We start from the raw sequence: 25,614 nt of genomic DNA, 5'->3' as shown, positions 1-25,614 counted from the left end.
TATGATTGCAATCACGATCGTTCTCGTTGTTGCCGCGCTATTCATTGGGTTCGGAGTAGGATATTTTATTCGCAAATCTCTTGCAGAGGCTAAAATCTCCAGTGCGGAACAAGCTGCCGTACAGATCGTTGAGAACGCGAAGAAAGAGGCAGAAGCACAGAAGAAAGAGACGGTGCTGGAAGCGAAGGATGAGATTCATCGCATTCGGGCCGAAGCTGAAAAAGACACTCGTGAACGTCGGAATGAAATTCAACGACAAGAAAGACGATTGTTGCAAAAAGAAGAGTCGCTGGATAAAAAGATGGAATCACTCGAACGTAAAGAAGAGCAAGTGGCTAACAAAGAGAAGCGAATTGATGAGACACAGCAGCAGATTGAAATGATCTACAAAAATCAGGTGACGGAACTGGAGCGTATATCCAACCTCACCATGGAAGATGCACGCAGTATCATACTGTCCAACGTAGAACAGGAAGTTCGTCATGAGACGGCTCAAATGATCAAGGACATTGAACAGCAGGCGAAGGAAGAGGCGGACAAGAAATCCCGCGAAATTATTACACTTGCTATTCAACGCTGTGCAGCGGATCATGTGGCAGAGACAACGGTATCTGTTGTAACCTTGCCTAATGAAGAAATGAAAGGCCGGATTATCGGTCGTGAAGGACGTAACATCCGTGCGCTTGAAACCCTTACCGGGATTGACCTTATTATCGATGATACGCCAGAAGCGGTTATTCTGTCGGGCTTTGACCCGATCCGTCGTGAGATTGCCCGTACTGCCCTGGAAAAACTGGTGGCTGACGGACGCATTCACCCGGCACGCATTGAAGAGATGGTGGAGAAATCCCGCAAAGAAGTGGATGAGCGCATCCGTGAATACGGTGAGCAAGCTACCTTTGAAGTGGGCGTGCATGGTCTGCATCCGGACCTGATCAAAATTTTGGGTCGGTTGAAGTTCCGTACAAGCTACGGTCAGAACGTCTTGAAACATTCGATGGAAGTCGCTTATCTGGCTGGACTGATGGCTGGCGAACTCGGAGAAGACGTTACACTTGCAAGACGTGCAGGTTTATTGCATGACATCGGTAAAGCGCTGGATCACGAAGTGGAAGGATCACACGTTGAAATCGGCGTGGAGCTGGCGAAGAAATACAAAGAACATCCGGTAGTAATCAACAGTATCGCGTCCCATCACGGGGATTGCGAAGCAACTTCGGTCATCGCCATGCTGGTTGGCGCAGCAGACGCGCTGTCTGCAGCAAGACCGGGTGCACGCCGCGAAACACTGGAAACGTATATCAAACGACTGGAGAAACTGGAAGAGATTTCGGAATCGTTCGAAGGTGTCGAGAAATCGTATGCCATTCAGGCCGGACGCGAAGTTCGCGTTATGGTGCAGCCTGAGAAAATCGATGATGCCGAAGCATTCCGTCTCGCACGTGATATTACGAAGATGATCGAGAATGAACTCGATTATCCGGGTCATATCAAAGTCACCGTCATCCGGGAAACCCGGGCGGTTGAATACGCAAAATAGAGCTTTACGGAAAAGTGGCCGCTGTAGTGGGGCCACTTTTCCTGTTGATAGCCCGGTAACGGGCGTTTTTAAAAAAAGAACTGACGGGATAGGGACCCTGCAAATGCTTAAGTGCTGGCTATATAATGCAAGGCTTGCGGGTAATTAAGGAGGCAATGCAATGAAAGTTCTGTTTATCGGTGATATTGTAGGCAACGTAGGGCGCAAGGCTTTGAAAGAAAATTTGCCATACCTGAAGACGAAATATAAGCCACATGTGGTTATTGTAAATGGCGAGAATGCAGCAGCGGGCCGTGGAATCACGGGGGCTATTGCCAATGAATTCTTCAACTGGGGTGTGCACGGGATTACTCTGGGCAACCATACTTGGGACAATAAGGACATTTTTGATTTTATAGATGATGAACCGCGCATGATCAGACCTGCCAACTTTCCACCAGGAACTCCAGGCAGAGGATACACGGTGGTTAAAGGTGAAGGTAAGGAGCTGGCCATCGTAAATTTGCAAGGTCGTACGTTTTTGCCTGCACTGGATTGCCCATTCCGCGTGGCGGACGAGATTGTTGATGAGCTGCGTCAGGATCACAAATGCATCCTTGTGGATATGCATGCAGAGGCAACTTCCGAGAAGATTGCGATGGGCTGGCATCTGGATGGACGTGCTTCGCTGGTAGTAGGAACACATACGCATGTGCAAAGTAATGATGACCGGATTTTGCCTGGTGGGACAGCATACTTAACGGATGCGGGCATGGTCGGACCGCGTGACGGCATCCTTGGCATGGAGCGTGAAGCGGTACTGCGGAAATTCTACACCCAGCTGCCGGTACGATTTGTAGTGGATGATGGCAAATGGCATTTCCATGGCGTTTTTGTAGAGATTGATGAGTCCACAGGTGCCGCTACAAAAATTGAAAAAATCCGCCTGATGGAAGACGAGTGGCGCATGGAATAGGGGTATTGTCCCATTTTGCAAGGAAACCCGTCTAAAAAGAAGGAATTTTTTTACCTCCCGCGAATAACATCTAGTAAGTGGAAACAAACATTCAACATTCCCAGGGAGGTACTTACCATGGAAGTATTAAAAGTTTCAGCAAAGTCCAATCCCAATTCCGTAGCCGGCGCACTTGCAGGAGTTCTTCGTGAACGTGGAAATGCTGAACTGCAGGCCATTGGAGCGGGAGCACTGAACCAAGCCATTAAAGCGGTAGCGATAGCCCGGGGATTTGTAGCACCAAGCGGAGTTGACTTGATTTGTATTCCAGCTTTTACAGACATTGTGATAGACGGTGAGGACCGAACGGCCATTAAGCTGATTGTGGAGCCCAGATAATACATGTACTTATGCATTGAACCTGTTTACGGAGTAGACAGGTTTTTTTGCATTCTGTATTAGGAAGAACAAGTTCGAAAGAATTACATAGGGAGGGTTAACCATGGCCGAGTGGCGTGTAGCCGATTTTCACTGTGATGCATTGAGCAAAATGTTGATGCAGCCTGCTCTTTCATTTGAGAATGACTCAGCACTGGATGTGAATCTGCAGCGGATCAAGGAAGGCAATGTAGGATTGCAGGCATTTGCCATCTACCTGCCCGAAGTGCTTGGTAAGGGCAAGTTTGAACATATCGTTGGTCAGCTGGAGGTTTATCGCAAACGTGTGGAGAGTGGCAGTGGACGGCCTAGCGGTACTCAAACGTTGTTATGGCGGGAGCAGGTAGGTCAAATAGGTCAAACAGCTAATCCTTCGGGTCTGCTAACACTGGAGGGAGTGGATGGGCTCGAAGGCAACCTGTTTTATCTTGAGCTTTGTTACCAGATGGGTGTACGGGTTGTGGGGCTTACCTGGAACTATGCCAATTGGGCAGCTGACGGCGTGTTGGAGAAGCGTGGAGCCGGACTGACGGAGAGAGGCAGGGAACTGGTTCACCTGTGCAATCGAATAGGGATGCTATTGGATGTATCACATTTAACGGAGAAGGGGTTCTGGGAACTTGCAGAGCTGAGTGAGCGACCTTTTATTGCTTCTCATTCCAACAGTTATACGGTATGTCCAAATGTGCGCAATCTGAAGGACGATCAGATTCGTGCAATCATTGCACGGGATGGGAGAGTGGGGCTGACGTTTGTTCCCTGGTTTGTGAAGCAGGAAGGCGAAGTGCGGATCGAACATTTGCTGCCTCATATTGAACAGGTCTGTTCTCTGGGCGGGGAACATCATCTGATGATGGGCTCTGATTTTGATGGAATACCCACGTATATTCAAGGTCTTGAGCACACAGGTCAGTATCCGAAGCTGATTGAAACTCTTCTCAAACACTACGACGAAAAGCTAGTACGCGGCTGGATGTGGAATAATGCTATGAATTATCTGAGGGAAAATCTTCCTGAGGGTAATCTGAAATAAATACCATGTTCCCTAGCTGGAGTAGTATTGTTCTATAAAGTTATCTTACAGAATAAGGATACGCCCCCTTGGAAAATAAGTGTATTTCATGAATTTTCATCAGTACGTTTTCATTTCACGTCAAAAAGGGGTATAATACCAATGGATTGTTAAGAGGCTGATCGCAGGCCATAGATAAACAAGGAGTGAAATTCACGATGACTAAAACAGTACCAGTGGGCGTATCTGCCCGTCACATTCATGTATCTCAAGAGCATGTTGAAATTTTGTTTGGCAAAGGCTACGAATTGACTGAGTTTAAACCTCTGTCCCAACCTGGTCAATATGCTGCGAACGAAACTGTAGCGGTAATTGGTTCCAAAGGACAGTTTGATAAAGTGCGTATCCTTGGACCTGTGCGTCCTGAAACACAACTGGAAATCTCGATGACAGATTCTTTTGCCATTGGCGTTAAGGCACCTGTGCGCGAGTCCGGAAGCATTGAAGGTACACCTGGCATTACAATCAAAGGACCTGCAGGTGAAGTTACAATTGACAAAGGTGTTATCGTTGCTGCCCGTCATATCCACTTCCACACTTCCGATGCTGCGAAATGGGGTATCGAGGACAAACAAATGCTGAAAGTTCGCTTGGGTGGAGATCGTGGCCTGGTACTTGAAAATGTACTGGCTCGTGTGTCCGACTCCTTCGCATTGGACATGCATATCGATACGGATGAAGCCAATGCAGCTGGCGCTCGTAACGGCGACACTGCTGAAATCATCGACTAATCGAATGAAACAACGTTCAGCCGAGTTTCTTCGGTTGGAATGACTTAGCAAACCTGAGTTACATCCTTGAGAGCTGTTTAGACACAGCCAGGGGTTGTGCTCGGGTTTTTGTGTATTCTGGGTTGTTGTGTAGTGGGATTTATGCTGTTCAATGTCAAATGAAATGGCAGCTTTGAAAGTGGAATTACGGCCCAGTTCATGTTATAATTTGATGTAATGCTCTTTTGGTGTATATTCCACGGAATCGATACCAACCAAAGTAAGATAACGGATTTTCAAATATGAGACAGTGACTTTTTCCAAAGCTGCTGCTGCTCATATTGACCGATAAACAACTGCGATATGCAGAGTGTCGTTTGTAGAACTTGAAACTTTTTATTAATAGAGGCTGTAAGGAGTGACCGAAGGAAATGGCTAAAGACTCAAAAAAGGATTACTCCCAATATTTTGATTTCTCCGATGCCAAAGTAATTTCGCAAGATGAATTCAGCAAAAAGATTCGAATTCGAGGCCGTGAGATCAATATCAAGTCAGAGCCGAATCATCGTCAGGAGAAACAACGGGGCAAAGAAGACGTTCAGGTGCTTTATGAGAATGCAGTACCCGATGAATTGAAAACGATCGGTAAAGGCAAGCACTATATTGTGTACACGTATGGCTGTCAGATGAACGAGCACGACTCGGAGACCATCAAGGGACTGCTTGAATCCATGGGTTATCAGGCAACGGAGGACCGTAAAGAGGCGGACATCATTCTGCTGAATACATGTGCCATCCGGGAAAATGCGGAAGATAAAGTATTTGGTGAACTGGGTCACCTCAAAACACTGAAGACGGAACGTCCAGGACTGCTCCTCGGAGTGTGTGGATGTATGTCACAGGAAGAGGGAGTCGTGAACCGGATCATGCAGAAGCATGGTTTCGTGGACATGATTTTTGGTACTCATAACGTCCACCGGCTGCCTCATTTGATTCAGGAAGCACTCTTCAGCAAGGAAATGGTTGTTGAGGTATGGTCCAAGGAAGGCGACATTATTGAGAACCTGCCGAAGAAACGTGAGGGCATGCGCGGCTGGGTGAATATTATGTATGGCTGTGACAAGTTCTGTACATATTGCATCGTACCGTTTACGCGGGGCAAAGAACGCAGCCGCAGGCCAGAAGATGTTATTGCCGAGGTTCGGGAATTGGCAAGGCAGGGATTCAAGGAGATCACATTGCTTGGGCAGAATGTTAATGCTTATGGCAAGGATTTCACGGATATCCAGTACAGCTTCGGTGACCTGATGGACGATATCCGCAAAATTGACATTCCGCGAGTGCGGTTTACAACCAGTCATCCACGGGATTTCGATGATCGTTTAATCGAAGTATTGGCCAAGGGTGGAAACTTGGTGGAGCATATCCACCTGCCGGTACAGTCGGGCAGCACGGAAGTGCTGAAACGCATGAGCCGTAAATACAGTCGTGAGCACTATCTCAAGCTGGCAGAGAAAATTAAAACAGCCATCCCGGATGTTGTACTGACAACAGACATTATCGTTGGTTTTCCGGGTGAGACGGATGAACAGTTTGAAGATACATTGTCACTGGTCCGGGAAGTAGGCTATGATTTTGCCTACACATTTATCTACTCCCCGCGTGAAGGTACACCTGCAGCCGTCATGGAGGACAACGTCCCGATGGAAGTGAAGAAGGAACGTTTGAAACGCTTGAACGAAACGATCAACGAATACAGCCACAGAAGCAATGAGCAGCAGCGTGGCAAGATCGTTGAAGTGCTCGTCGAGGGTGAAAGCAAGAGGAATTCCAACGTCCTGGCAGGACGTACACGCAGTAATAAACTGGTTCATTTTGAAGGACCCAAAGAATTGATCGGTACATTTGTCAACGTGGAAATTACCGATCCGATGACTTTCTATATCCGCGGCAACCTGCTCACCGAGCCGGTAGCTGCCAATCAGTAATACACAAACAAAACCTAATAAGATGGATCCGGTTGGCGAAATATCTGGTTTGGACGTACAGAAAGTAGCGAAGGGAACGGAATCGATTCTGTAGAAGCGGTAGCGTTCGCCTTTGTCCTTGAGTTTTAACCTTTAAAGTTCTAGTCAGGAAAACTTGGGGACAACAGCGATCGGAAGAACGATCCGTAACCGTAGCGGACACTTAAGCAATCGTCTAGCCTTATATTTAGTTGAAGGATTCATCTTATATCATCTCATAGAAATGGAGCGATTTCAGTGGCGCAGGAAGAAGTGCAGTACAACCATTATGGAATGCCTACCTACGATACGCGCAATCTGGTCATACGCGACGACATTATGGGAAAAGCCAAAGAATTGGCTGAGATGCTCGGCACAAGCGAGGAAGTGAAACAGTTCCAACAGGCTGAGTCCAAAATTCGCGATCATGAGCGTATCCAGCAATTGATTGCAACCATCAAGAAAAAACAGAAGGAGATCGTTGCCTTCGAGAGCTTCAAAAACGCAGAGATGGTCAGCAAAATTGAACAGGAAATTGAAGATTTGCAAGATGAACTGGACAGCATCCCACTGGTAACAGAGTTCCAGCAAAGTCAAAGCGACATCAACTACCTGCTTCAACTTGTCATATCCGTTATTCGGGATACCGTTTCCGAGAAAGTGAATGTGGAGGCAGGCACGGATTCACCTCCGACCAGCTGCGGCTAATGGACAGAAGGGTGCGGACGCAGTCCGCGCCTTTTTTGACTTATAGGAACAAGGAGCTCACGCAATCGACTTTGAAATACACTTCGAAGGAAGCTCCACGCAGTGGGGTTATTTTGCGCGGGCACAGCGCTGACAAGTACGCACATAGGAATAAGACCAGGCTCGCAAGCACAGGCTTAATAGAAATTGTCGTCTTGGTGAGTGAAACGGTATTCCGCAGAGTCAGCAGCAGGTAAGTTAGAATAATAAAAACAACAACGGGTCAGACAACTTTTATGTGCAACAAAGGGGAAATGGATAATGGGTATTCTGGATAAAATGGTTGAAGAGGGAAATGGACGGTTCTGGGGTTTCCTGGGTTGTCGTTATATAAAAGGTGATGAAAAGGAAGTACAGATTGCATTGACGGCTGGCGAACATCATACCAATTCCATGGGAATTATCCACGGGGGTGTGCTCACTTCCCTGATGGATCAAGCGATGGGGATGGTGGCGACAGCAGCGATGGAAGTGGACAGCTGTGTCACGACCAATCTGAATGTACATTTTCTCGCTCCGATGAAACAGGGTGAACTAATGGTCACAGCTACGGTGCTGCACCAAGCAGGACGGAGTATTACAACCCAATCGGAGATTCGTGATGCATCAGGCACACTGGGATGTATGGCAACCGCCACGTTCCGTGTAGCACGGGCAAAAACGCCAAGCACACAATCTAAAGGTTGACAAACGATATTATTATGTCATAATGAGATTATCAAAATGAAAGTAGTCGGTGGTGCCCATGAGCGAAAACTACGAACACGTTAATGATGAGAACGATGAACAGGCAGCTCGTGCCTACAGTTCCAAAAAATATCGTACCCCCGATGGCGTTCCTGCGGATATTGTGATGTTTACCTTAACCAAGAGGGAACGCAAGACGGTAACCAAGACACTTCCCATTCGCGAACTCAAAGTGATGCTAATTAAGCGCAAAGGCTGGCCTTTTGCGGGACGATGGGCTTTGCCCGGTGGATTTTGTCAGGAGAATGAGTCCATCTATGATGCAGCGAAGCGAGAGCTGATGGAGGAGACCGGTGTCGACGGCGGGCATCTGGAGTACCTGAATGTATATAGCCAACCTGGGCGTGACCCGAGGGGATGGATTATCTCTCATGCGTTTTTTGCGCTCGTAGAAGAATGGATGCTTGAACACCGCCAAGCGGCGGATGATGCTGAAGATGTGGGGCTGTTTACCATTCAGGAAGCATTGCAGGAGTTGGAGCTTGCCTTTGATCACAGGACAATTATTGAGGATGCTTACCGCCGCATTCAGCAGCAGATGCTGGAAACGACGATTGCGCGGCAGTTTTTGCCCCGCGATTTTACACTAAGCGAATTATACCAGGTGATTCAAAGTGTTGTGCCTGATTTTGAAGAACCTAATTTTATTCGAAAAATCACTTCCACCCGCAGCCGCAAAGGGATTGTTGAAGAGGTACGGGATGAAGAGGGGAACCTGCTAAGTTCCAATCAATATTCGCAACGTCCGGCACAGCTCTATCGGTTTACGGAACTTGTACCTCGTCTGTCGATCTATACTTAATTTCGGAAGTTTATCATTATTGGAGTGTATCTGGATCAACCTATTCTCAAAAGGGAGTGTGGACGATGAAAGCACTGATTGTGATCGATTTCACCCGTGATTTTGTGACCGGATCCTTGCCTGTAGGCCAGCCAGCGGTTGAGATAGAGGAAACCGTTGCCGCGATAACGGAAGCCTATTGCAATAACAACCATGAGGTCATCATGGCCGTTGATTTGCATGAAGAGAGTGATCCGTATCATCCGGAAACTGCCCTTTTCCCACCACATAACATTAGAGGCACCGAAGGAAGGCAGCTATATGGTCGATTGGCTCAGGTGATGGAAGAGCGGCATGAAGACATACGGTGGATGGACAAAACAAGATACAGCGCATTCTGTGGAACAGACCTGGAACTCAGATTACGCGAGCGTGGAATTACAGACATCGCACTGATCGGGGTATGTACGGATATTTGCGTATTGCATACGGCAGTGGATGCTTACAACAAAGGGTTTCACATCACGGTATACGAAGATGCAGTTGCCAGCTTTAACCAGCAGGGACATGAGTGGGCACTTGGACATTTTCGATCTAGCCTGGGGGCTCAGGTAATCAAGGCAAGTGAGACCGTTCTTGCGCTGACTTAGCCTGGGATTCAGTGATGTTGTCGATAAATATGGTAAATACGAATAATCCGGAGAACTCATATACTCCGCAATATGCAGAATGAGGAGTCTCCACATGTTGACCCGTATGCACAGGAATACCTGTGTCACGAGCGGAAGTCAGAGAGGATGAGACAAATGCAGACGACGAGCCTGGCTTTACATACGGATAAATATCAGATCAATATGATGTATGCGCACTGGGTGAATGGAACTCACAAACGAAAAGCGGTGTTTGAGGCCTATTTCCGCAAGCTTCCTTTTGGTAACGGCTATGCCGTATTTGCCGGATTGGAACGGATTGTGAATTACATCAGCCAGCTCCGATTCACGATGGAGGACATCAAATATTTATCCAAACAAGAGGAAAATTATGATCCTGTATTTCTGGAAGAGTTGCTCCAGTTTTCATTTCAGGGGACCATTCATTCCATGAAAGAAGGAGCACTCGTTTTCCCTGACGAACCGCTCATTCGGGTAGAAGGTTCCATTATGGAGACGCAACTGGTGGAGACGGCGATACTTAACTTCATGAATTATCAGACATTGATTGCAACAAAGGCTTCACGGATCAAACAGGTGGCCAGCCAGGACACGCTGCTTGAATTCGGGACACGACGGGCTCAGGAAGCGGATGCGGCCATATGGGGTGCCCGGGCATCGTATGTCGCGGGATTCCATGCAACGTCCAACATGCTCGCAGGAGAGCGTTTTGGCATCCCAACCGCGGGGACGCATGCACATTCCTGGGTACAGAGCTTCATGAGTGAGCAAGAGGCGTTTGACGTCTATGCAAAGGTGCTGCCTGATCAGGTGACTCTGCTGGTGGATACGTTTGATACATTGAACAGTGGAGTACCACATGCGATCAAGACGGCCAAGATGCTTGAGAGCCAAGGCAAAAAAATGAACGCCATCCGTCTCGATAGCGGAGACCTCGCCTACTTGTCCATTCAGGCACGTCAAATGCTGGATGAAGCAGGACTCGATTACGTTAAAATTGTTGCGTCCAATGATCTGGATGAGAACACGATTTTCAACCTGAAGGCACAAGGGGCCCGCATTGATACTTGGGGGGTCGGCACTCAGCTAATTACGGCGTCTGACCAGCCTTCTCTAGGCGGGGTATACAAACTGGTGGAACGTGAAGTGGATGGCGCCATGCTGCCTACAATCAAAATATCGGCTAACCCTGAGAAAGTTTCGACACCAGGCAAAAAAGAAGTGTTCCGCATCATTGATCCGAAACATGGCAAAGCGATTGCAGACTATATCTGCTATCCAGGAGAAGAGCAGCCGCTTCAGGGCGGGCCGCTCAAGCTGTTCAACCCGCTACACCCGTATCTCAAGAAGACAGTAACCCGCTACGAAGCGGTAAATATGCTGGAACCGATCTTTGTAAATGGATTCAAGGTGTATGAACTGCCTACCCTGGATGAGATCCGCAGGTATCACCGGGAACAGATGGACCTCTTCTGGCCAGAGTATCTGCGTAAACTCAATCCGGAGATTTACCGTGTCAATATCAGCCCGGCTGCATGGAATATGAAGCAGAAGCTGATTGCTGAGCACGTACAATCCACGGAGGAATGATAAACCAAGAGGGCATAATCGGTATGTATTACCGGGTTATGCCTTTTTGTATTTGTTCCGGTTCTAGCTGTTCGATTGCATCCAGTACAGGCATTGGGTTTCAGCAGATGTATCAAACCTCATGGACAGACAGGTCATGAAGCGCAGTATACTAAGCTTTGAAGATTGATTTTTATTTGGACAAGGGCGTAATTATTTCTCGGGAAACCGCATAAGACGTCAAAATTCTGCATCTTTCTGAAATGTCGGATCTGCACGCCCGCGTGGTGGATGTAATGAAAATTAAATGTAGCTATACGTAGCAGGTGTTTTCTAATCTGCTGTTTTTTGTTTCAAGTATGCAGCCTCGGGGGATGAAACAATGGAGGAGGTGTGCAGCTTGAAATGGATCTTGGGAATGATCTGGTTGCTGTTCATTGTCTATGCTTGGTTGGAGGCACCAGGAGAGCCTCTAGGGAGCGACCCGGTGTTCAAAGAGCTGATAACACTGCAAAGCAAGGAACCCTGGCTGCTGACCGTATTTTCGTGGCTTGGCATTTTTCCGGCGGTCTTCGCCTGTCTCTTGTTAAAAACACCCGCAAACGAACGTGATAGCCGAGTGCCTGTTTGGCCGTTTGTGCTGCTGTCTTTTGGCCTGGGAGCTTTTGCACTGCTACCTTATTACGCGTTATCTTCACCGAAAAGGAGTAGTTCGGGATATAAACTTGTCCACTTTGGCAATCACCGTAAGTCTGGAATTCATCGAATTGCAGGACATAAACTGACTCATGGTATACTTTTATTGTTGACCGTGGGTACAGCTTTCTATGGATTTACTCAAGGTAATACTGCTGTATATATGGAAGCATTCAGACAATCTTCCTTTATACATATAATGACGATTGATTTTGTCCTGCTGACACTGCTCTCGGTGATTGCATTATTCAGGGATGCTGTATTCAGCCGCAGATCGCGTATTTGGGCCTTTATTGGTCTGATTCCTCTGATTGGGCCACTCTTGTACCTGATTGCGGGTAGAAGAAGTACAATTTGAGATCAGATAATCACTAAACATAAGGAGAGGATATACATGGAGACTACTTTTCCGGCGTACGTGGTACGAAACGATGAACAGGGTGGGGTTAAAGCAGCTGTAGAGCAGCTGAAAAAAGAAGATCTGCCTAATGGAGATGTTACTGTACAAGTACAGTATTCCAGTGTCAATTATAAAGACGGACTCGCGACCATTGAAAGAGGTGGTGTTGTTCGTGAATATCCCATGGTACCCGGGATCGACCTTGCAGGTACAGTCGAAGAATCCGTAAGTGGACGATTTGCACCAGGAGATCGCGTTATTAGCACAGGCTTTGAGCCAGGTGTGTCTCATTTTGGAGGCTACAGCCGATACGCTCGCCTGCGCAGTGAATGGCTTGTGCCTCTGCCACCAGGTCTCAGTGAGAAAGAGGCGATGGCAATCGGTACGGCCGGTTTTACGGCAGCACTCTCGGTGGACGCTTTACTTCGGGCTGGAGTAACACCGGAAATGGGCAAAGTTTTGGTTACGGGAGCAACAGGTGGGGTTGGAAGCATGGCCGTGGCCATTTTGGCTAAGCTCGGTTTTGAAGTGACGGCCAGCACGGGTAAGAAGGAAGAGCAGGAGAAGCTGCTTACAGATCTGGGTGCCTCACAGGTTATTTCGCGAGAAGAAGCAGATGCACCCGCCAAGGGGGCTATGGGTAAACAGTTGTGGGCAGGAGTTGTAGACCCTACAGCTGGTCCAGCCATGGCGGAGCGTCTGAAACAGATTCAATATGGTGGCGCAGCTGCCGTATCCGGATTAACCGCTGGATCCAAGTTTGAATCAACGGTGTTTCCGTTTATCATACGTGGCATACAATTGATTGGGATCGATTCGGTGTACTGCCCAATGGAGCGGCGGGAGCGCTTGTGGAACTTGCTTGGCGGGGAATGGAAGCCAGATCGTGCGCTGGAGCTGGGGATTCAGGAGATCTCTTGGGCACAGCTGCCTCACACATTGGAAAACATTCTGCAGGGTGGTGCGGTTGGTCGTACCGTCGTCAATACAATGGGAGACGTACCGGCCGAATAAGATCCTTTTCTCCTAGACATGCTAACTCTACCTAAGATTGCCACGATCGATCCACGAAGTGGCGGGGAAAGGAAGGAAGAGCATGCGTGTTGGAAGAAAAGGGACGCAAGTGAGAAATGGTCGACGCACGAGGTTCTTGCTTGCAGGTTGTATGATCATGTTGTGTACCGGATTACTTGTTGCCTGTTCTACCGAAGCGGCCCAGCAGGAACGGAAAGTGTATAGCGGACAAGCAACGAAAGAAGGGAACATCAGAGCCCAGAGTCAGGGACACGGGTTAAACGGTCCGTTGATTCGGGAGTTAGATAAAGCTTTTGCCGCAAGAGACATCAAATTGATGAACAATATGTCTGCTGATGACGGTGAAGGCGGGATCTCCTATATGTATCTGTTGAATGGAAGTGGCCGGCATATTGTTAAGGTTCACATTTTCAGTGATGCGGACACCCGGGCCGCACGGATGAAAGAAATGTATGGTAATTCTGGCGATCAGGCTGTCATTGAAAACGTACTTGGCAAAACGGCGATTCGAAGCAAAGGATACGTATCACTTGTGTATACCGCCTCAGGCGGGGAGAAGGACATCTATGAAGGACAGGTTTCTGAAGTATTCCATCATGTCCTGAACCAGTTGAATTGAGGGGTAAAGTCAAAATGGAGTAAAACAATTTCATTTAAAGGGATTAAATAAATCCGTAGAAAACGACAAACCCGTCTGATCATTCAGACGGGTTTGTATATTTCACGCATGACATGGCGCAGCTCAGGCAAAATAATCTTTTCCATGGCCAGCTTGACCGCGCCTCTGGAACCTGGCATGGAGAAGATCGCAGTGCGTCCAATCGTTCCGGCCACGGCCCTGCTTAGAATGGCAGCTGAACCGATATCCTCCGTATAGCTGAGAAAACGGAAAATTTCGCCGAAGCCGGGCAGTTCTTTGTCGAGCAGAGAGGATACAGCCTCATACGTTGTATCTCTGGGAGCGATCCCGGTTCCACCGCTGAGCAGTACGGCTTCAATATCATCTCGAACAGCTGCATCCTGCAGAATGGTACGGATGCGCTCGGTTTCATCCGGTGTAATGATATATTCTACAATTTGATATCCTGCTTCAGTCAGCAGTTGATGCATAAGTTGTCCGCTGGTATCCGTATCCTTGGTGCGGGTATCTGATACGGTGACAATCATACAGGAGACCTTGTCCGGCGCTTCCTGACGATGCTGTTCCACTGAAGTGGTCATGAAACTTCCTCCTCTATCCACATTTCTCCATAGCATAGACCATTCAGCAGCTTCAGGCAATGTACTATGGAAGAATAGATCGATATTGCGTAAAGAATGCAGGATAGTGTACACTCGCTAGATATAGAACGACCCATACAATGGTCAGCCAGAGAGGTGTTTAGCAATGAGCATAACAAGTGAAAAAGAACAATCCATACCTGTATATATATTGTCAGGCTTTCTGGGAAGTGGCAAAACGACACTGCTGGTGCAGTTGATTGAACATTGGCAGCAAGCAGGCTTGCGGCCAGCAGTGGTCATGAATGAGCTCGGTGAGGTCAACCTGGATGGTCAGGTTGTGGATGCCGAAGTACCGATGACCGAAATGCTGGGCGGTTGCATCTGCTGTACCGTAAGAGGTGACCTGGGCATTCAGCTTGCTGATCTGGTTCGGGAGGAGTCACCCGACGTCATTATCATTGAAGCTACGGGAGCGGCCAACCCGATGGAAATTCTGGATGCGGTAACGGAAACGTCGTTATATATGCGTCTTGAACTGAAGAGCCTGATTACTGTTGTAGACGCGGCACATCTGTCAGGCCTGTATCAGGAACAGAAGGGGCAGACGTTTAAGTTGATGCAGGAGCAAATTCGTTGTGCCTCAATCCTGATTTTGAACAAAACAGACAGAGTCAACGAGCAGGAAATAAGTGAATTGCGGCAGCTGCTGACAAAATGGAATGGCTTTGCCCCTGTGATCCAAGCTGTGCGATGTGAGGTTGACATGGACCTGCTGCTTCAAAGCGGAGCTGGAGTACACGCTTATCAGGCTGCTGCTGAATCGGATAAACGGGAGATTTCAGCGGAGCACGTCCATACCGATGCTTGTACAGAACATGGATGCAGCCATGATCACGGACAACACCATGAACCTCACGCTCCCCATGCTTCACATGAGCATGTCATGGTCTATACGCATTATTTTAGCCAGCCAGTGAATAGTGAAGCTTTTGAGCGTTTTGTAGCCGGACTGCCCCGGGATGTATACCGGGCGAAGGGCATTCTTTCCTTTAGTGATACGGCGAGCCGTTTCTGGTTTCAGTATGCTTATCGGGAATCGGATTATATGAAAATCACCCCTCAGGGAGACGTGCCTAATGTGGCTGTGTTTATAGGCGAGCATTTTGACCAAGCTGTCATTCGTAAGCAATTGATGGAAATGGAAGCGATAAATCAAGCGTAATTGATTCAAGGTTCCTCCAGACTGGGTATTAAGAAGCATAGCAAACTTTGCCTGGGAGGTAACTTTAAATGACACAACAACAATATCAACAATGTATTGATGCTTGCCTGGAGTGCATGAATGCTTGCAACGTATGTTACATATCCAGTCTGAAAGAGTATGACTTGGCCATGCTGCGTGACTGTATTCGACTGGATCGGGAATGTGCAGAAATTTGTGGATTCGCTGCTCAAGCGATGACACGTGGTAGTGATTTTATCGCCGAAATCTGCGAATTGTGTGTAAAAGCTTGTGAAGCATGTGCTGCCGAATGCGGAAAACATGAACATGATCACTGTCAAGCCTGTGCGGAAGCCTGCCGTAAATGTGCAGAAGCTTGCCGTTTGATGGCAGCAGTAGCTTAATCATAGAATGCATGAATTAAATAGAAGCCAATTAACTCAGAGAATGAATGGCTTAATCCCCTCTTGAACCAACGTAAAGTACATCTGATTGACTGGATGTGCGGAAACGTTGCCGTACGGGAGGGGATTTTTCAATTAGAGAAGAGAAACACAAAAAGATCCAGGTTGCCAAAGCAAGGAACGATATGTATAATGATGGAAATGAATTGAAACGATGAATATCCGTGATCGGGAGAGTAACCAGAACTCATGCATAACAGCGAGCCGGAGCAGGTGGAAGCCGGTATGACATGACCTGTGTGAACCGCACCCGTGAGATGGTTATCCGAAGAGATGCATCCTTTTAGAAGGAGACAGGCATCTGCAATGAGGGTAATCCGGCTTGCGACCGTTACTCGCACCGAGCGGAGCAGCTTTTGGCAGCATATAACATATGCAGTCATGAAGTTGTTCACTTAGAGTGGTACCGCGGGAACTGTGAAGATCAGCTCTCGTCTCTTTTATAGAGACGGGGGCTTTTTTATATGCATCAAAAAAACTTAAGTCATGACAAGGAGTGTTCACCATGTTAATGAAACTGGCGGCAGGACATATTGCTCCACTTACGGGGCTTGAGGAAGCAGAGGTACTTAAGCTCCTGGAAATACCACCACAACCCGAGCTGGGGGATGCAGCCTTTCCTTGTTTTGTATTGGCTAAATCACTGAAGAAAGCACCCGCAGCGATTGCAGTTGAGATTGCCGAGGGGCTGAAGACAGCAGGACTAGATGCTGTAGCGGCAGGTCCGTATGTGAATATACACTTTAACCGGGAGAAGCTGTCTTCGGAGTTACTGGAAATGCTGGGCCATCCCTCGTTTGGAAAGCTCCAGATCGGCAAGGGTGCGCGTGTAGTGATTGACATGTCATCACCCAACATTGCCAAACCGTTCGGAATTGGACATCTGCGCTCAACGGTCATTGGCGCTGCACTATATCGATTATATAACGAAGCAGGATATACCCCGGTTCGTGTGAATCATCTTGGCGACTGGGGAACCCAGTTTGGCAAACAAATCGCAGCCTACAAGCGTTGGGGAAACGATGAAGCGCTGCAGGCGGAACCCATACGCACTTCCCTTGAACTGTATGTACGTTTCCATGATGAAGCGGAGAATGATCCCACGCTGGAGACCGAAGCACGCGAATGGTTCCGCAGGCTGGAGCAGGGGGATGAAGAAGCTAAACGGTTGTGGGCTTTCTTTGTTGAAGTGAGCATGAAGGAATTCGACCGGATGTATGAACGCCTGCATGTACAGTTTGATCATACCCTCGGTGAGAGTTTTTACAACGATAAGATGGGCGCCGTGGTGGAAGAGCTCAGAACCAAGGGGTTGCTGGAAGAGAGTGATGGAGCACTAGTCGTGCGTCTGGAAGAGGAGGATATGCCTCCTTGCCTGATTATCAAAAAAGACGGAACAACCATCTATCCGACACGGGACCTGGCAACAGCCGTTTATCGTCATGATGTCATGCAAGCCGATAAGCTGTTATATGTGGTTGGAGGAGAGCAAAAGCTGCATTTCAAACAGGTCTTTGCCGTATTGTCCCGGATGGGGCATGAATGGTCTGCGGACTGTGAGCATATTCCGTTTGGTTTGATGCGTTTCGAGGGTAGGAAGATGTCCACTCGCCGCGGTAAAGTGGTCTTTTTGCAGGAGGTACTGGATGAGGCCGTTGCTCGGGCATTACAGATTATAGAGGAGAAAAATCCGAATCTGGACAACGCGCAGGACGTTGCGGAAGCCGTAGGCGTAGGGGCGATTGTCTTTGGTGATTTGCGCAATAATCGTCTGAACGATGTGGATTTTTCACTGGAAAACGCGGTCAGCTTCGAAGGGGAGACAGGACCTTATGTGCAGTATACCTATGCGCGGATAAACAGTGTGCTTGGCAAGGCAAAAGATGCGGCTATGGGTATTGATGACGGCAATACGAATCGATTGAATGACACAGATAGCAATGATAGCGTGAGTCATGGCACAACTGTTGGTGATGCTTCATGGGTACTGCTTAAATTGTTGACGGATTATCCGGAATACCTTGAAAAAGCGATTCAACGCAATGAGCCATCGGTGATTGCCAAGCATGTCATTGATGTGGCGCAGGCATTTAACCGCTTCTATCACGCCGAACGGATCGCTGATGCTCCGGCTGAAGTGCGGCCTTTCCGGGTAACCCTGACCGAACGTACGGCTGAACGAATTAAGCACAGTCTGTATCTGCTTGGCGTACAGGCTCCTGAACGGATGTGATGTCCCTGTGAAATGGGGAAAGCATGGACTTCTTAGGCAACCGGGTAAGCCCAAGAATAACGTGGAAAAGTTAATGGCAGGTGTTTCCCTTCGACAAGTGAGCAAACGCCTCGGAGGAGAGTTGGTGCTAAGAGAGATCAGCCTGGATGTGGGAGTTGGGGAATGTGCCGTGTTGGTAGGCAGAAATGGTTCAGGCAAAAGCACATTACTACGCATATTGGCGGGTTTTCTATTACCCGATGAAGGCGCGGTATGTCGAACCGTAAAAGGAGAGAAGATGTATGCGCTCGACGGATTGCCTCGCTTACCCTTCACATCCGCCGAGTACTTGTGGGAAATGGGGCGTATACGTGGCGTGCGCCCTACGCTGCTGCGTCAACGAATTCATGAGCTGAGTGAGTTGTTTTTCCTTGGGACTGCGATGGATCAGAAATTGCCGCTGCTGTCCAAAGGCACACTTCAAAAGGTGAACTTGATTCAAGCGATGTTACCGGGACCTGGTGGACTAATATTGCTAGATGAGCCGTTATCTGGCTTGGACATTCCTGCCCAGCAAGCTGTCGTATCTTTGCTGCAACAGTGGAAGCAGGAAGGAACTTCGATTGTGACGGCTTGTCATGAACCTTTGTTCATTGAACGTATGGCTGATCAGGTGTACGTGCTGCAGAAGGGGCGTGTACTGCGTCAGTGGAGCCGATCAGATCTGAAAGAGCTAGGGGAGCCGGTTGTAAGGGTTCATAGTTTAATGACAGGATCGGATACGGAACTCTCGGATACCTATTCAAAGCTTGCCGAGCAGAATGGCGTTCTGGATGTCTATCGTCATCGTGAGAGAAATAATGGCAATGAAGAGTTCTGGGATTGGAAAGTGAAACGCAGCACATCGGATCACATTATCGGTATGATTCTTGCGGCTGGGGGCTCGATCGTGTCCGTTCTGCAAGAGGAGAGCCAAATACATATGGAACGATTGCTGAAAGGTCATCATCCATCTGAACATCCGGGTGAAAGAGTGGCCCCATCTACCCGACCTCATTCTCAGTCGGAAGTAGCGGGAGGCGGATTTTCATGATTGTTCTAACCCGGTATTTGGTCAGGCATTACATCCGTTCGCAGAAGTATTTTGCACCCGTCATCATGTATGTTATTGCCATGCTCCTGATTTACTCATATAAACCCAACCCGGTTGCGGACAGTTATAGTGTAACGGCCATGCTTCTCTTTTTTGGGGCTGCCTGGCTGGGTCTGACCGTGATGAATGCAGAGCCGGCGGGGCAATTGCAATTACTTGTTCTGCATGCAGGAAATAAACGAAAAGTTATTCTTGGACAGATATGGTGTGCGTGGATTATGCACTGTGCACTTGTGATTATCACGGTTCTGTATCCTGTGATTTTTGGCATGTTCGAGAGGCAGCCGACCGGTGGGGAGTGGATGATGGCTTGGTCTGGACATCTGGCATTGTCATTGCTGGGTTTGAGCTTATGTGTTTTCTTACAAAAATCATATGTTCATCAGTTTAGCCGCAGTATGTCGGCATTGATCACAGTATTGCTGCTTTCATTTGTGCAAGGTGCATTGACGGATCATTTGCCGGAATGGCTGCAATGGTTGGGCAAAGTATTACCTCCAGCCTTTTACCTCGTACGTGAAATGATGATATTTGAAGAAGCGAAGCAGGGATCTATTTACCTAACAATCATTTGGGCTGTCATGTATGCTTTCGTCCTGTTAATCATTCATGTTTGGTTGTCTGGAAGAAGGGATTTGCGAAGTTAGACGCCATATTTTGTTGTAACTTGAATGTTGCCCTCTCTTTCGTTACGATAGAGGAACATGAGACGAGAATTGGTACGGGAATGAAAGGGGCGCTCGCTTTTGCAAAACACAGACATGCAGAATGGTGACATGCTGGATAGCGAACACTCCAGGGAATTGTTTGCATACTACGGATTGGCTGTTTATTATGGACAGGCTCTTGAGCAGCAGTTGGTTAATCTGATTCTTTTAATGAAAATGTCTCAAGGCAAGGCTGTATCCGATGAAGACCTGGAAGATCTGTACGAACGGAAAATGAGCAGTTCACTTGGACAGCTTATTCATGAAGTTCGTCATCACTTTACGTTTTCTGACGAGGAGACCCGTCAGTTGAATGAATTATGGAAGCAGCGCAATAGTATTGTGCACCACTATTTCAAAGAGCGAATTCATGAGACCTTTAGCCCCGAGGGGCGATCACGCATGATTAAGGAACTGGAGGATTTTAAGGACCGCGCGCAGGAGCTGGAGATCAGTCTTCAGCAGTACACGGGGGCCTGGATTGCACAGCTTGGATTGGATGCTGAGTCGGCTGCGGCGCTGCGGCGGCTTGAGCGTATGCATTCAGAGAGCAAGCTTGCTCGAAGCATGGAAGAGGAGAATCAATGTGATTGAAAGCAAGGTCCGGGAACGAAATCTGAAACGAAGAGGCAAGCGGCGCTGGATTGTCATTTCCATTACATCGCTGATGCTGCTGGGCATCGTTTGGGCTATGATTACGGCCTGGCTGATATCGGCTTACACAGCTGAGCAATCTTCCAGACGGAGTGATGCGGCGATTATCCTTGGTGCTGCTGTGGATGGGGATGATCCCTCCCCCGTTTTTCGGGAGCGGATCGAACATGCCGTTTGGTTATATCGTCAGGGCACGATACATAACCTTATCTTTACCGGTGGTTCTGGCCGTACAGGAGAGCGCACGGAAGCTGAAGTAGGAAGAGATTATGCCGTGGAACACGGCGTAGATCCGGCAGATATCCTTATAGAAACACAATCGAGAATTACGGAGGAGAATCTGGTTAATTCGATCAAGATTGGGAAAAAGGCAGGATATCACACCTATACGATTGTAAGTGACCCGCTGCATATGAAGCGGGCGATGAAGCTGGCAAGCGGTCTGGGCATGGATGCTGTTCCTTCTCCAACACAAACGTCAGCATATCAGACTTGGCGAAGTCAATTTCCATTTCTGGCGCGAGAAACGGTCTTATATATGGGTTACACGGTAAAGGGATGGATGGACAATCCACAGCAGCCTTGAGGCTGCATGTGGATTGTCTTTTTTCTTTGCACAGCTCGCCAGCAATCATGTCCCGGGATAATTGATGGCTGCACTAACCAGTGCGGCCACGCCAAATCCGATCAACCACCAAGGCCAGCGTACTTTAGTGTTTTTGCGATAGCCTACGAACAGATAGATAATCCCTGTCAATAACACTGCAGTTGCCAAGCTGCTGCCCACAATCCAGCCGATACTCATGTGGATGCCCTCCCTCTTTATTAGAAAAGTGTCGAATATTTCCCTAGTCTCAATGATCCGCCTCTAACCTTTACTTGAAATGGGTGAGTACCGTCAAGATACACATGTTGATCGCCATTTTTCTGAAGCGAAAAGTCACTTTTGAGGCGGCCACCGGTCTGTTTGAAGTTTAACGTAAACCCATTATAATCAGGAATCCGAAGGTCCATATGGCTGCTGGTGGAGACATGATCCAGCGATTGCAGCATCGTTGAGGAATGAATTGAAAGTGTGCTGCCGGTTGTACGGGATTGAACATGTGCAAGTTGTCCATGGAGTTGGGTGGGAGAAGAGGTGGCATGGAGTTTTAGTTGGTTCGTATGCAGATTCATACATTCGATCTGGCTGCCGACCGCCCTCAAACTGAAGTGTCTGGCATGACCGGATACGTTCAGCTTGCTTGATGTACAGTGGCAATCCAAATATTGAGTATCCATGTTGTCGATAACGATCCGCGTTCCAACACTCTTGAGGGTTATACGTTCCATTACATTGGGCGGGAGCAGGATGCTTAGCGATGTACGCTTGAAGTTCATACCCAATGGGAAGGCATGCTTGCATCCATCGATAAGGCTAAGAGTGTCGTTGCCAACCTCAGCAGCAAAACAACGAGAAAACGGAAAACGGGCGCTCGCTCGTTGAATAACGCGAATAAATGGATCCGCACCTGGGGTAATATGCACGTCGCCATGCATCCAATCCAGAGTGAGGAAACGAACAGGTGCCGCCAGCTGTATTTCTTTACAAATGATATGTTCAACAGGCTTCAATCGTACGCCCCCTCAGTTCCTTCCCCGTTACTTTTCGCCGTTACAAATGCACCAATCTTCTCATGATGCTTCAAAATTTGCTCGATTAGTTCATCGTTTACGATATCAGCCCCGAGTGTTTTCATCAGTGTTTGCAAAAAGATAAGGCGTTGTTTAGTGGCTGCAATACTGCGGCCAAAAATGGCAGGGTTGATCCAGATGTTAACCAGCATCATAAATACTTCAGCCGTTGCCTCGGGATCAGCTGTGCTGATCGAACCATCTGCAACCCCTTCTTTCATCATTGCTGCAATAACGGGTGCATCCATTTGCACTGCCTGTTGAATGCCTCTAACAATGAAGAGAGGATTTTTAATCTGAGTCTGCAGAACGCGATCCAGTGAGTGTGCCTGAGGATCAGAGAGTACATGCTCTAGGATTTGAATTAATTTTTCTTTTGCTGTAGCTGCAGTCGTGTGAATAACCAATTGATCCAGCATGCGGGCAGAGTATTCAAACTGTTGTTCCATAACGGCGTTCAAGATTTCCTCTTTGGATTTGAAATGGTGATATATGGCGCCTTTGGACATGCCCAGAGCTTCAAGAATGTCCTGAATACTCGTCTTTTCATATCCTTTGTCCGTAAACAGCTGCGCAGCAACGGATAGAATGTGTTGAACCGTCTGTTCAGGGTATTTGTTTCTGGCCATAGCAACCTCCTTTTTTATAATACCGACCGTTGGTATGTATAATAACGCGAAACATTTTTGATGTCAATAAGAGGTAATTAAAAGGATAATTAGCTCGCCAGAGGAGTGAAATGCTGTCTTTTGGCAGAATACATAAAAAAAGACCCATGCCGCAGGACCGGAGAAGTCCAGACATAGGTCGTATAGAAAATGAATCCTAACCCTTAAATTCAATTAACAAAAGCATGAAGCGTTATAGATTACCTCCAGCTAAGGTAGCGGATGTTCGGATGGCTGTGCCTGAGCTGTTATTCTCGTTTACTTCACCACCAGCTTGTGCCCCTTGCTGCAGTTGATACATTTGATAGTATCGTCCTTGAAGTTCCATCAGTTCATCATGCGCGCCCTGTTCCACAATACGTCCGCGGTGCAGGACCAGAATCTGGTCAGCTGAGCGGATTGTCGAGAGACGGTGGGCGATGATGAAGGTAGTCCGGCCTTTTTTGAGGACTTCCAATGCATTTTGAATCAGTGCTTCTGTTTCGGTATCGATGTTGGCCGTAGCCTCGTCGAGAATAAGAATAGCCGGATCGAACGCGAGTGCACGGGCAAAAGAGATCAATTGACGTTGTCCGGCAGATAACGTACTTCCTTTTTCAATAACGGGTTCATCAAATCCTTGGGGCAGATGCGCCAGGATCCGTTCTGCTCCCACATCACGCAGTGATTGTTCAATCTGAGCACGTGTGATGCGTTTATCTCCAAGACTGACGTTAGAGGCGATTGTGCCAGTGAAGAGATACGGATCTTGCAATACGATACCCATATGCTGCCGAATCCACTGCTTTGGCAAATCCTTGACGTCCTGACCGTCGATGGTGATCTTGCCTTTTTGCGGATCATAGAACCTGAACAACAGGTTGATAATCGAGCTTTTACCCGAACCGGTATGACCGACCAAGGCGACCGTTTGACCCTGTGATGCTTTGAACGAGATATTGTTCAGCACGTAATCCTTTTTATATGCAAACGATACATCGTCAAATACGACATTACCCTTGTACCTTGGCATCGAGCCATCGGTTACGGCCTCACCCTGTTCATCCATCAGCTCAAACACACGTCCAGCCGATACGAGGGAGGAATCCAGGTTTGCCAATTGGTTCACCATGCCAGTGATCGGCTGGAACAAACGACCCAGAACATCGACGAATGCGTAGAGAACACCCAGTGAGATGATACTGGTGCCATCCAGCACGCTGGAACCGAAGTACCACAGGACAACTGCAAAAGCGATATTCCGCAATACGTTGACCAGGTTGTGGGAAGTGAAGGCGTTCAGATTCAGCATTTTGTTCTGGTGTTTCATATAATCGTCATTCAGATCTTCAAATTCCTGCTTGGTCTGCTTCTGATGACGGAATACCCGGATGATGGACATCCCTTGAATGGATTCATTGATAATCGCGTTGATCTCACTCAGTCGTGAACGAATGATTGTATTGTAGCGTGTAGCGAATTTGCGGTAGAGTACAATCCACAGAATCAGCATCGGTACAACGAACAACGAGATCAGTCCGAGACGGAAATCCAGCAGGAAGAGGGCTACATATACCCCCGTAATCGTAATAATCCCGGAGAAAAAGTTCGACAGAACGGCAACGAACAGATCCTTAACGGCTTCTGTATCGTTCGTGACCCGGGAAACAACTTTACCTGCGGGCAGATTATCAAAAAAGTGCACCGGCAGTCGCTGGATATGAGCATAGACATCATTACGAAGCTTTTGAATTACCTTGTTCGCTGAGGATTGCAGCCAGTAGGTTTTACCAAACTCCATAATGACCGAGATCACGAGAAAGATCATGTAATAGACAATCAATTGATAGATGCTTGGCATCTCAGGTTTATAAAAGGCAAAGAGTTCACCAGCGGAAAGCGGCTCTGCCGCATATTGGCCAGTCACTTCGCCAGCACGAGTAACGGTGAGGGTACCATTGGCATAAGAACGATCTCCATCAGGTGCACTTACCGGTTCATTGACAAAATAAAAACTTTTGCCGGCTTGCAGCACTCTGACTTCGGCACCCTTCACTTCACCGGCTTCAAACCGGCCTTCGCGTTTGTAGTTCTTGCCGTTATAGGCAGCCGCTTCGGAAGAAGCTTCCGTTTCATAGAACGGCTGCTCAATGGCGAGCAGATGATTGTCGATCATCGATTTCGCAATAAATGGACCGGCGAGCTCAGCCGCAACACCGATCGTTAGCATAATTAATGCTGCAATAAAAGTTCCTTTGGCTTTCAGGGCATATTGAAGCAGCCTTTTGCCTGTATTCGACTTCAAAACGTT

General features: G+C 47.9%; 27 protein-coding genes and 1 other annotated feature. Of the genes, 22 read left to right on the top strand and 5 right to left on the bottom strand.

Going from position 1 to position 25,614, the window contains the following annotated elements; translation table 11 throughout:
• The first annotated feature begins 1 nt into the window (after position 1).
• From rny to AB3N00_RS06820, 15 genes are all read left to right on the top strand, one after another.
• Positions 2–1,540, top strand: a complete 1,539-nt coding sequence (gene rny, locus AB3N00_RS06890) for a ribonuclease Y (protein ID WP_175396009.1) — start codon at positions 2–4, stop codon at positions 1,538–1,540.
• Positions 1,541–1,700: 160 nt separating this feature from the next.
• Positions 1,701–2,495 carry a TIGR00282 family metallophosphoesterase gene (locus tag AB3N00_RS06885; protein WP_413033911.1) on the top strand — a complete coding sequence of 265 codons (795 nt, stop codon included), beginning with the start codon at positions 1,701–1,703 and terminating at the stop codon, positions 2,493–2,495.
• Positions 2,496–2,612: 117 nt separating this feature from the next.
• Positions 2,613–2,873: a stage V sporulation protein S gene (locus tag AB3N00_RS06880; RefSeq protein WP_019005392.1), complete on the top strand. Its 261-nt coding sequence runs from the start codon at positions 2,613–2,615 to the stop codon at positions 2,871–2,873.
• 103 nt (positions 2,874–2,976) lie between these two features.
• Positions 2,977–3,945 carry a dipeptidase gene (locus tag AB3N00_RS06875; protein WP_413033910.1) on the top strand — a complete coding sequence of 323 codons (969 nt, stop codon included), beginning with the start codon at positions 2,977–2,979 and terminating at the stop codon, positions 3,943–3,945.
• A 197-nt stretch (positions 3,946–4,142) separates the two neighbouring features.
• Entirely contained in the window at positions 4,143–4,715 is a 573-nt protein-coding gene (gene pduL / locus AB3N00_RS06870) for a phosphate propanoyltransferase (protein ID WP_175396006.1), read from the top strand.
• Between the two features lie 410 nt (positions 4,716–5,125).
• Complete coding sequence (miaB, locus tag AB3N00_RS06865; protein ID WP_413033909.1) at positions 5,126–6,682, top strand: tRNA (N6-isopentenyl adenosine(37)-C2)-methylthiotransferase MiaB; 1,557 nt, start codon at positions 5,126–5,128, stop codon at positions 6,680–6,682.
• 312 nt (positions 6,683–6,994) lie between these two features.
• Complete coding sequence (locus tag AB3N00_RS06860) at positions 6,995–7,408, top strand: RicAFT regulatory complex protein RicA family protein (protein WP_411835245.1); 414 nt, start codon at positions 6,995–6,997, stop codon at positions 7,406–7,408.
• 35 nt (positions 7,409–7,443) lie between these two features.
• Positions 7,444–7,644 carry a hypothetical protein gene (locus AB3N00_RS06855; RefSeq protein ID WP_413033908.1) on the top strand — a complete coding sequence of 67 codons (201 nt, stop codon included), beginning with the start codon at positions 7,444–7,446 and terminating at the stop codon, positions 7,642–7,644.
• A gap of 64 nt (positions 7,645–7,708) precedes the next feature.
• Entirely contained in the window at positions 7,709–8,134 is a 426-nt protein-coding gene (locus AB3N00_RS06850) for a PaaI family thioesterase (RefSeq protein WP_413033907.1), read from the top strand.
• Between the two features lie 58 nt (positions 8,135–8,192).
• Complete coding sequence (locus AB3N00_RS06845; RefSeq protein ID WP_175396002.1) at positions 8,193–8,996, top strand: NUDIX hydrolase; 804 nt, start codon at positions 8,193–8,195, stop codon at positions 8,994–8,996.
• 65 nt (positions 8,997–9,061) lie between these two features.
• Entirely contained in the window at positions 9,062–9,625 is a 564-nt protein-coding gene (locus AB3N00_RS06840; protein WP_413033906.1) for a cysteine hydrolase family protein, read from the top strand.
• Positions 9,626–9,781: 156 nt separating this feature from the next.
• Positions 9,782–11,236, top strand: coding sequence for a nicotinate phosphoribosyltransferase (locus tag AB3N00_RS06835; RefSeq protein WP_413033905.1), 1,455 nt, complete (start codon positions 9,782–9,784; stop codon positions 11,234–11,236).
• 379 nt (positions 11,237–11,615) lie between these two features.
• Positions 11,616–12,269, top strand: a complete 654-nt coding sequence (locus tag AB3N00_RS06830) for a hypothetical protein (protein WP_413033904.1) — start codon at positions 11,616–11,618, stop codon at positions 12,267–12,269.
• Between the two features lie 36 nt (positions 12,270–12,305).
• Positions 12,306–13,325: an acryloyl-CoA reductase gene (locus tag AB3N00_RS06825; protein ID WP_413033903.1), complete on the top strand. Its 1,020-nt coding sequence runs from the start codon at positions 12,306–12,308 to the stop codon at positions 13,323–13,325.
• An 82-nt stretch (positions 13,326–13,407) separates the two neighbouring features.
• A complete protein-coding gene (locus AB3N00_RS06820; protein ID WP_413033902.1) occupies positions 13,408–13,965 on the top strand; it encodes a hypothetical protein in 558 nt (185 codons plus the stop codon).
• Between the two features lie 83 nt (positions 13,966–14,048).
• Here the strand turns inward: AB3N00_RS06820 and AB3N00_RS06815 are convergent, their stop codons facing one another.
• On the bottom strand, positions 14,049–14,567 hold the full coding sequence (locus AB3N00_RS06815; RefSeq protein ID WP_175395996.1) for a molybdenum cofactor biosynthesis protein B: 519 nt from the start codon (positions 14,565–14,567) through the stop codon (positions 14,049–14,051).
• A gap of 166 nt (positions 14,568–14,733) precedes the next feature.
• On the opposite strand from AB3N00_RS06815, the gene AB3N00_RS06810 reads away from it, so the two are divergent.
• The 7 genes from AB3N00_RS06810 (at position 14,734) to AB3N00_RS06780 (ending at position 21,568) form a co-directional block, all read left to right on the top strand.
• Positions 14,734–15,792: a CobW family GTP-binding protein gene (locus AB3N00_RS06810; protein WP_413033901.1), complete on the top strand. Its 1,059-nt coding sequence runs from the start codon at positions 14,734–14,736 to the stop codon at positions 15,790–15,792.
• A gap of 68 nt (positions 15,793–15,860) precedes the next feature.
• Positions 15,861–16,196, top strand: a complete 336-nt coding sequence (locus tag AB3N00_RS06805; RefSeq protein ID WP_175395994.1) for a four-helix bundle copper-binding protein — start codon at positions 15,861–15,863, stop codon at positions 16,194–16,196.
• Positions 16,197–16,411: 215 nt separating this feature from the next.
• Positions 16,412–16,698, top strand: a binding site (T-box leader).
• Positions 16,699–16,761: 63 nt separating this feature from the next.
• Complete coding sequence (gene argS, locus AB3N00_RS06800; protein ID WP_413033900.1) at positions 16,762–18,489, top strand: arginine--tRNA ligase; 1,728 nt, start codon at positions 16,762–16,764, stop codon at positions 18,487–18,489.
• 97 nt (positions 18,490–18,586) lie between these two features.
• On the top strand, positions 18,587–19,561 hold the full coding sequence (locus tag AB3N00_RS06795) for an ATP-binding cassette domain-containing protein (RefSeq protein ID WP_413033899.1): 975 nt from the start codon (positions 18,587–18,589) through the stop codon (positions 19,559–19,561).
• Positions 19,558–20,268, top strand: a complete 711-nt coding sequence (locus AB3N00_RS06790; protein ID WP_413033898.1) for a hypothetical protein — start codon at positions 19,558–19,560, stop codon at positions 20,266–20,268. Before AB3N00_RS06795 ends, AB3N00_RS06790 begins: the two co-directional genes overlap by 4 nt.
• A gap of 99 nt (positions 20,269–20,367) precedes the next feature.
• On the top strand, positions 20,368–20,922 hold the full coding sequence (locus AB3N00_RS06785) for a hypothetical protein (protein ID WP_413033897.1): 555 nt from the start codon (positions 20,368–20,370) through the stop codon (positions 20,920–20,922).
• Positions 20,915–21,568, top strand: coding sequence for a YdcF family protein (locus AB3N00_RS06780; protein ID WP_413033896.1), 654 nt, complete (start codon positions 20,915–20,917; stop codon positions 21,566–21,568). The genes AB3N00_RS06785 and AB3N00_RS06780 overlap by 8 nt, the downstream gene beginning before the upstream one ends.
• Positions 21,569–21,613: 45 nt before the next feature.
• Here AB3N00_RS06780 and AB3N00_RS06775 read toward each other — a convergent pair whose 3' ends face one another.
• The 4 genes from AB3N00_RS06775 to AB3N00_RS06760 form a co-directional block, all read right to left on the bottom strand.
• The gene (locus AB3N00_RS06775; protein ID WP_413033895.1) at positions 21,614–21,787 is read right to left on the bottom strand and encodes a hypothetical protein; all 174 of its coding nucleotides are present in this window, start codon (positions 21,785–21,787) and stop codon (positions 21,614–21,616) included.
• A gap of 20 nt (positions 21,788–21,807) precedes the next feature.
• Positions 21,808–22,596, bottom strand: a complete 789-nt coding sequence (locus AB3N00_RS06770) for a DUF4097 family beta strand repeat-containing protein (protein WP_413033894.1) — start codon at positions 22,594–22,596, stop codon at positions 21,808–21,810.
• Positions 22,593–23,285, bottom strand: a complete 693-nt coding sequence (locus tag AB3N00_RS06765; protein ID WP_413033893.1) for a TetR/AcrR family transcriptional regulator — start codon at positions 23,283–23,285, stop codon at positions 22,593–22,595. The genes AB3N00_RS06770 and AB3N00_RS06765 overlap by 4 nt, the downstream gene beginning before the upstream one ends.
• A 232-nt stretch (positions 23,286–23,517) precedes the next feature.
• On the bottom strand, positions 23,518–25,608 hold the full coding sequence (locus tag AB3N00_RS06760) for an ABC transporter ATP-binding protein (RefSeq protein ID WP_413033892.1): 2,091 nt from the start codon (positions 25,606–25,608) through the stop codon (positions 23,518–23,520).
• Positions 25,609–25,614: the final 6 nt, after the last annotated feature.

The sequence above is a fragment of the Paenibacillus xylanilyticus genome (assembly GCF_047246825.1).
Taxonomy (GTDB): Bacteria; Bacillota; Bacilli; order Paenibacillales; family Paenibacillaceae; genus Paenibacillus; species Paenibacillus xylanilyticus_B.
Note: the sequence above shows the minus strand (reverse complement) of the source record. Positions and strands in the feature narration are given on the sequence as shown.

Coding starts and splice junctions, on each gene's coding strand:
- AB3N00_RS06840 (WP_413033906.1), top strand. CDS start 9,062: ATGAAAGCACTGATTGTGATCGATTTCACCCGTGATTTTGTGACCGGA.
- AB3N00_RS06810 (WP_413033901.1), top strand. CDS start 14,734: ATGAGCATAACAAGTGAAAAAGAACAATCCATACCTGTATATATATTG.
- AB3N00_RS06885 (WP_413033911.1), top strand. CDS start 1,701: ATGAAAGTTCTGTTTATCGGTGATATTGTAGGCAACGTAGGGCGCAAG.
- AB3N00_RS06880 (WP_019005392.1), top strand. CDS start 2,613: ATGGAAGTATTAAAAGTTTCAGCAAAGTCCAATCCCAATTCCGTAGCC.
- pduL (WP_175396006.1), top strand. CDS start 4,143: ATGACTAAAACAGTACCAGTGGGCGTATCTGCCCGTCACATTCATGTA.
- AB3N00_RS06790 (WP_413033898.1), top strand. CDS start 19,558: ATGATTGTTCTAACCCGGTATTTGGTCAGGCATTACATCCGTTCGCAG.
- AB3N00_RS06765 (WP_413033893.1), bottom strand. CDS start 23,285: ATGGCCAGAAACAAATACCCTGAACAGACGGTTCAACACATTCTATCC.
- AB3N00_RS06875 (WP_413033910.1), top strand. CDS start 2,977: ATGGCCGAGTGGCGTGTAGCCGATTTTCACTGTGATGCATTGAGCAAA.
- AB3N00_RS06860 (WP_411835245.1), top strand. CDS start 6,995: ATGCCTACCTACGATACGCGCAATCTGGTCATACGCGACGACATTATG.
- AB3N00_RS06835 (WP_413033905.1), top strand. CDS start 9,782: ATGCAGACGACGAGCCTGGCTTTACATACGGATAAATATCAGATCAAT.
- AB3N00_RS06820 (WP_413033902.1), top strand. CDS start 13,408: ATGCGTGTTGGAAGAAAAGGGACGCAAGTGAGAAATGGTCGACGCACG.
- argS (WP_413033900.1), top strand. CDS start 16,762: ATGTTAATGAAACTGGCGGCAGGACATATTGCTCCACTTACGGGGCTT.
- AB3N00_RS06825 (WP_413033903.1), top strand. CDS start 12,306: ATGGAGACTACTTTTCCGGCGTACGTGGTACGAAACGATGAACAGGGT.
- AB3N00_RS06805 (WP_175395994.1), top strand. CDS start 15,861: ATGACACAACAACAATATCAACAATGTATTGATGCTTGCCTGGAGTGC.
- miaB (WP_413033909.1), top strand. CDS start 5,126: ATGGCTAAAGACTCAAAAAAGGATTACTCCCAATATTTTGATTTCTCC.
- AB3N00_RS06850 (WP_413033907.1), top strand. CDS start 7,709: ATGGGTATTCTGGATAAAATGGTTGAAGAGGGAAATGGACGGTTCTGG.
- AB3N00_RS06815 (WP_175395996.1), bottom strand. CDS start 14,567: ATGACCACTTCAGTGGAACAGCATCGTCAGGAAGCGCCGGACAAGGTC.
- AB3N00_RS06775 (WP_413033895.1), bottom strand. CDS start 21,787: ATGAGTATCGGCTGGATTGTGGGCAGCAGCTTGGCAACTGCAGTGTTA.
- AB3N00_RS06845 (WP_175396002.1), top strand. CDS start 8,193: ATGAGCGAAAACTACGAACACGTTAATGATGAGAACGATGAACAGGCA.
- rny (WP_175396009.1), top strand. CDS start 2: ATGATTGCAATCACGATCGTTCTCGTTGTTGCCGCGCTATTCATTGGG.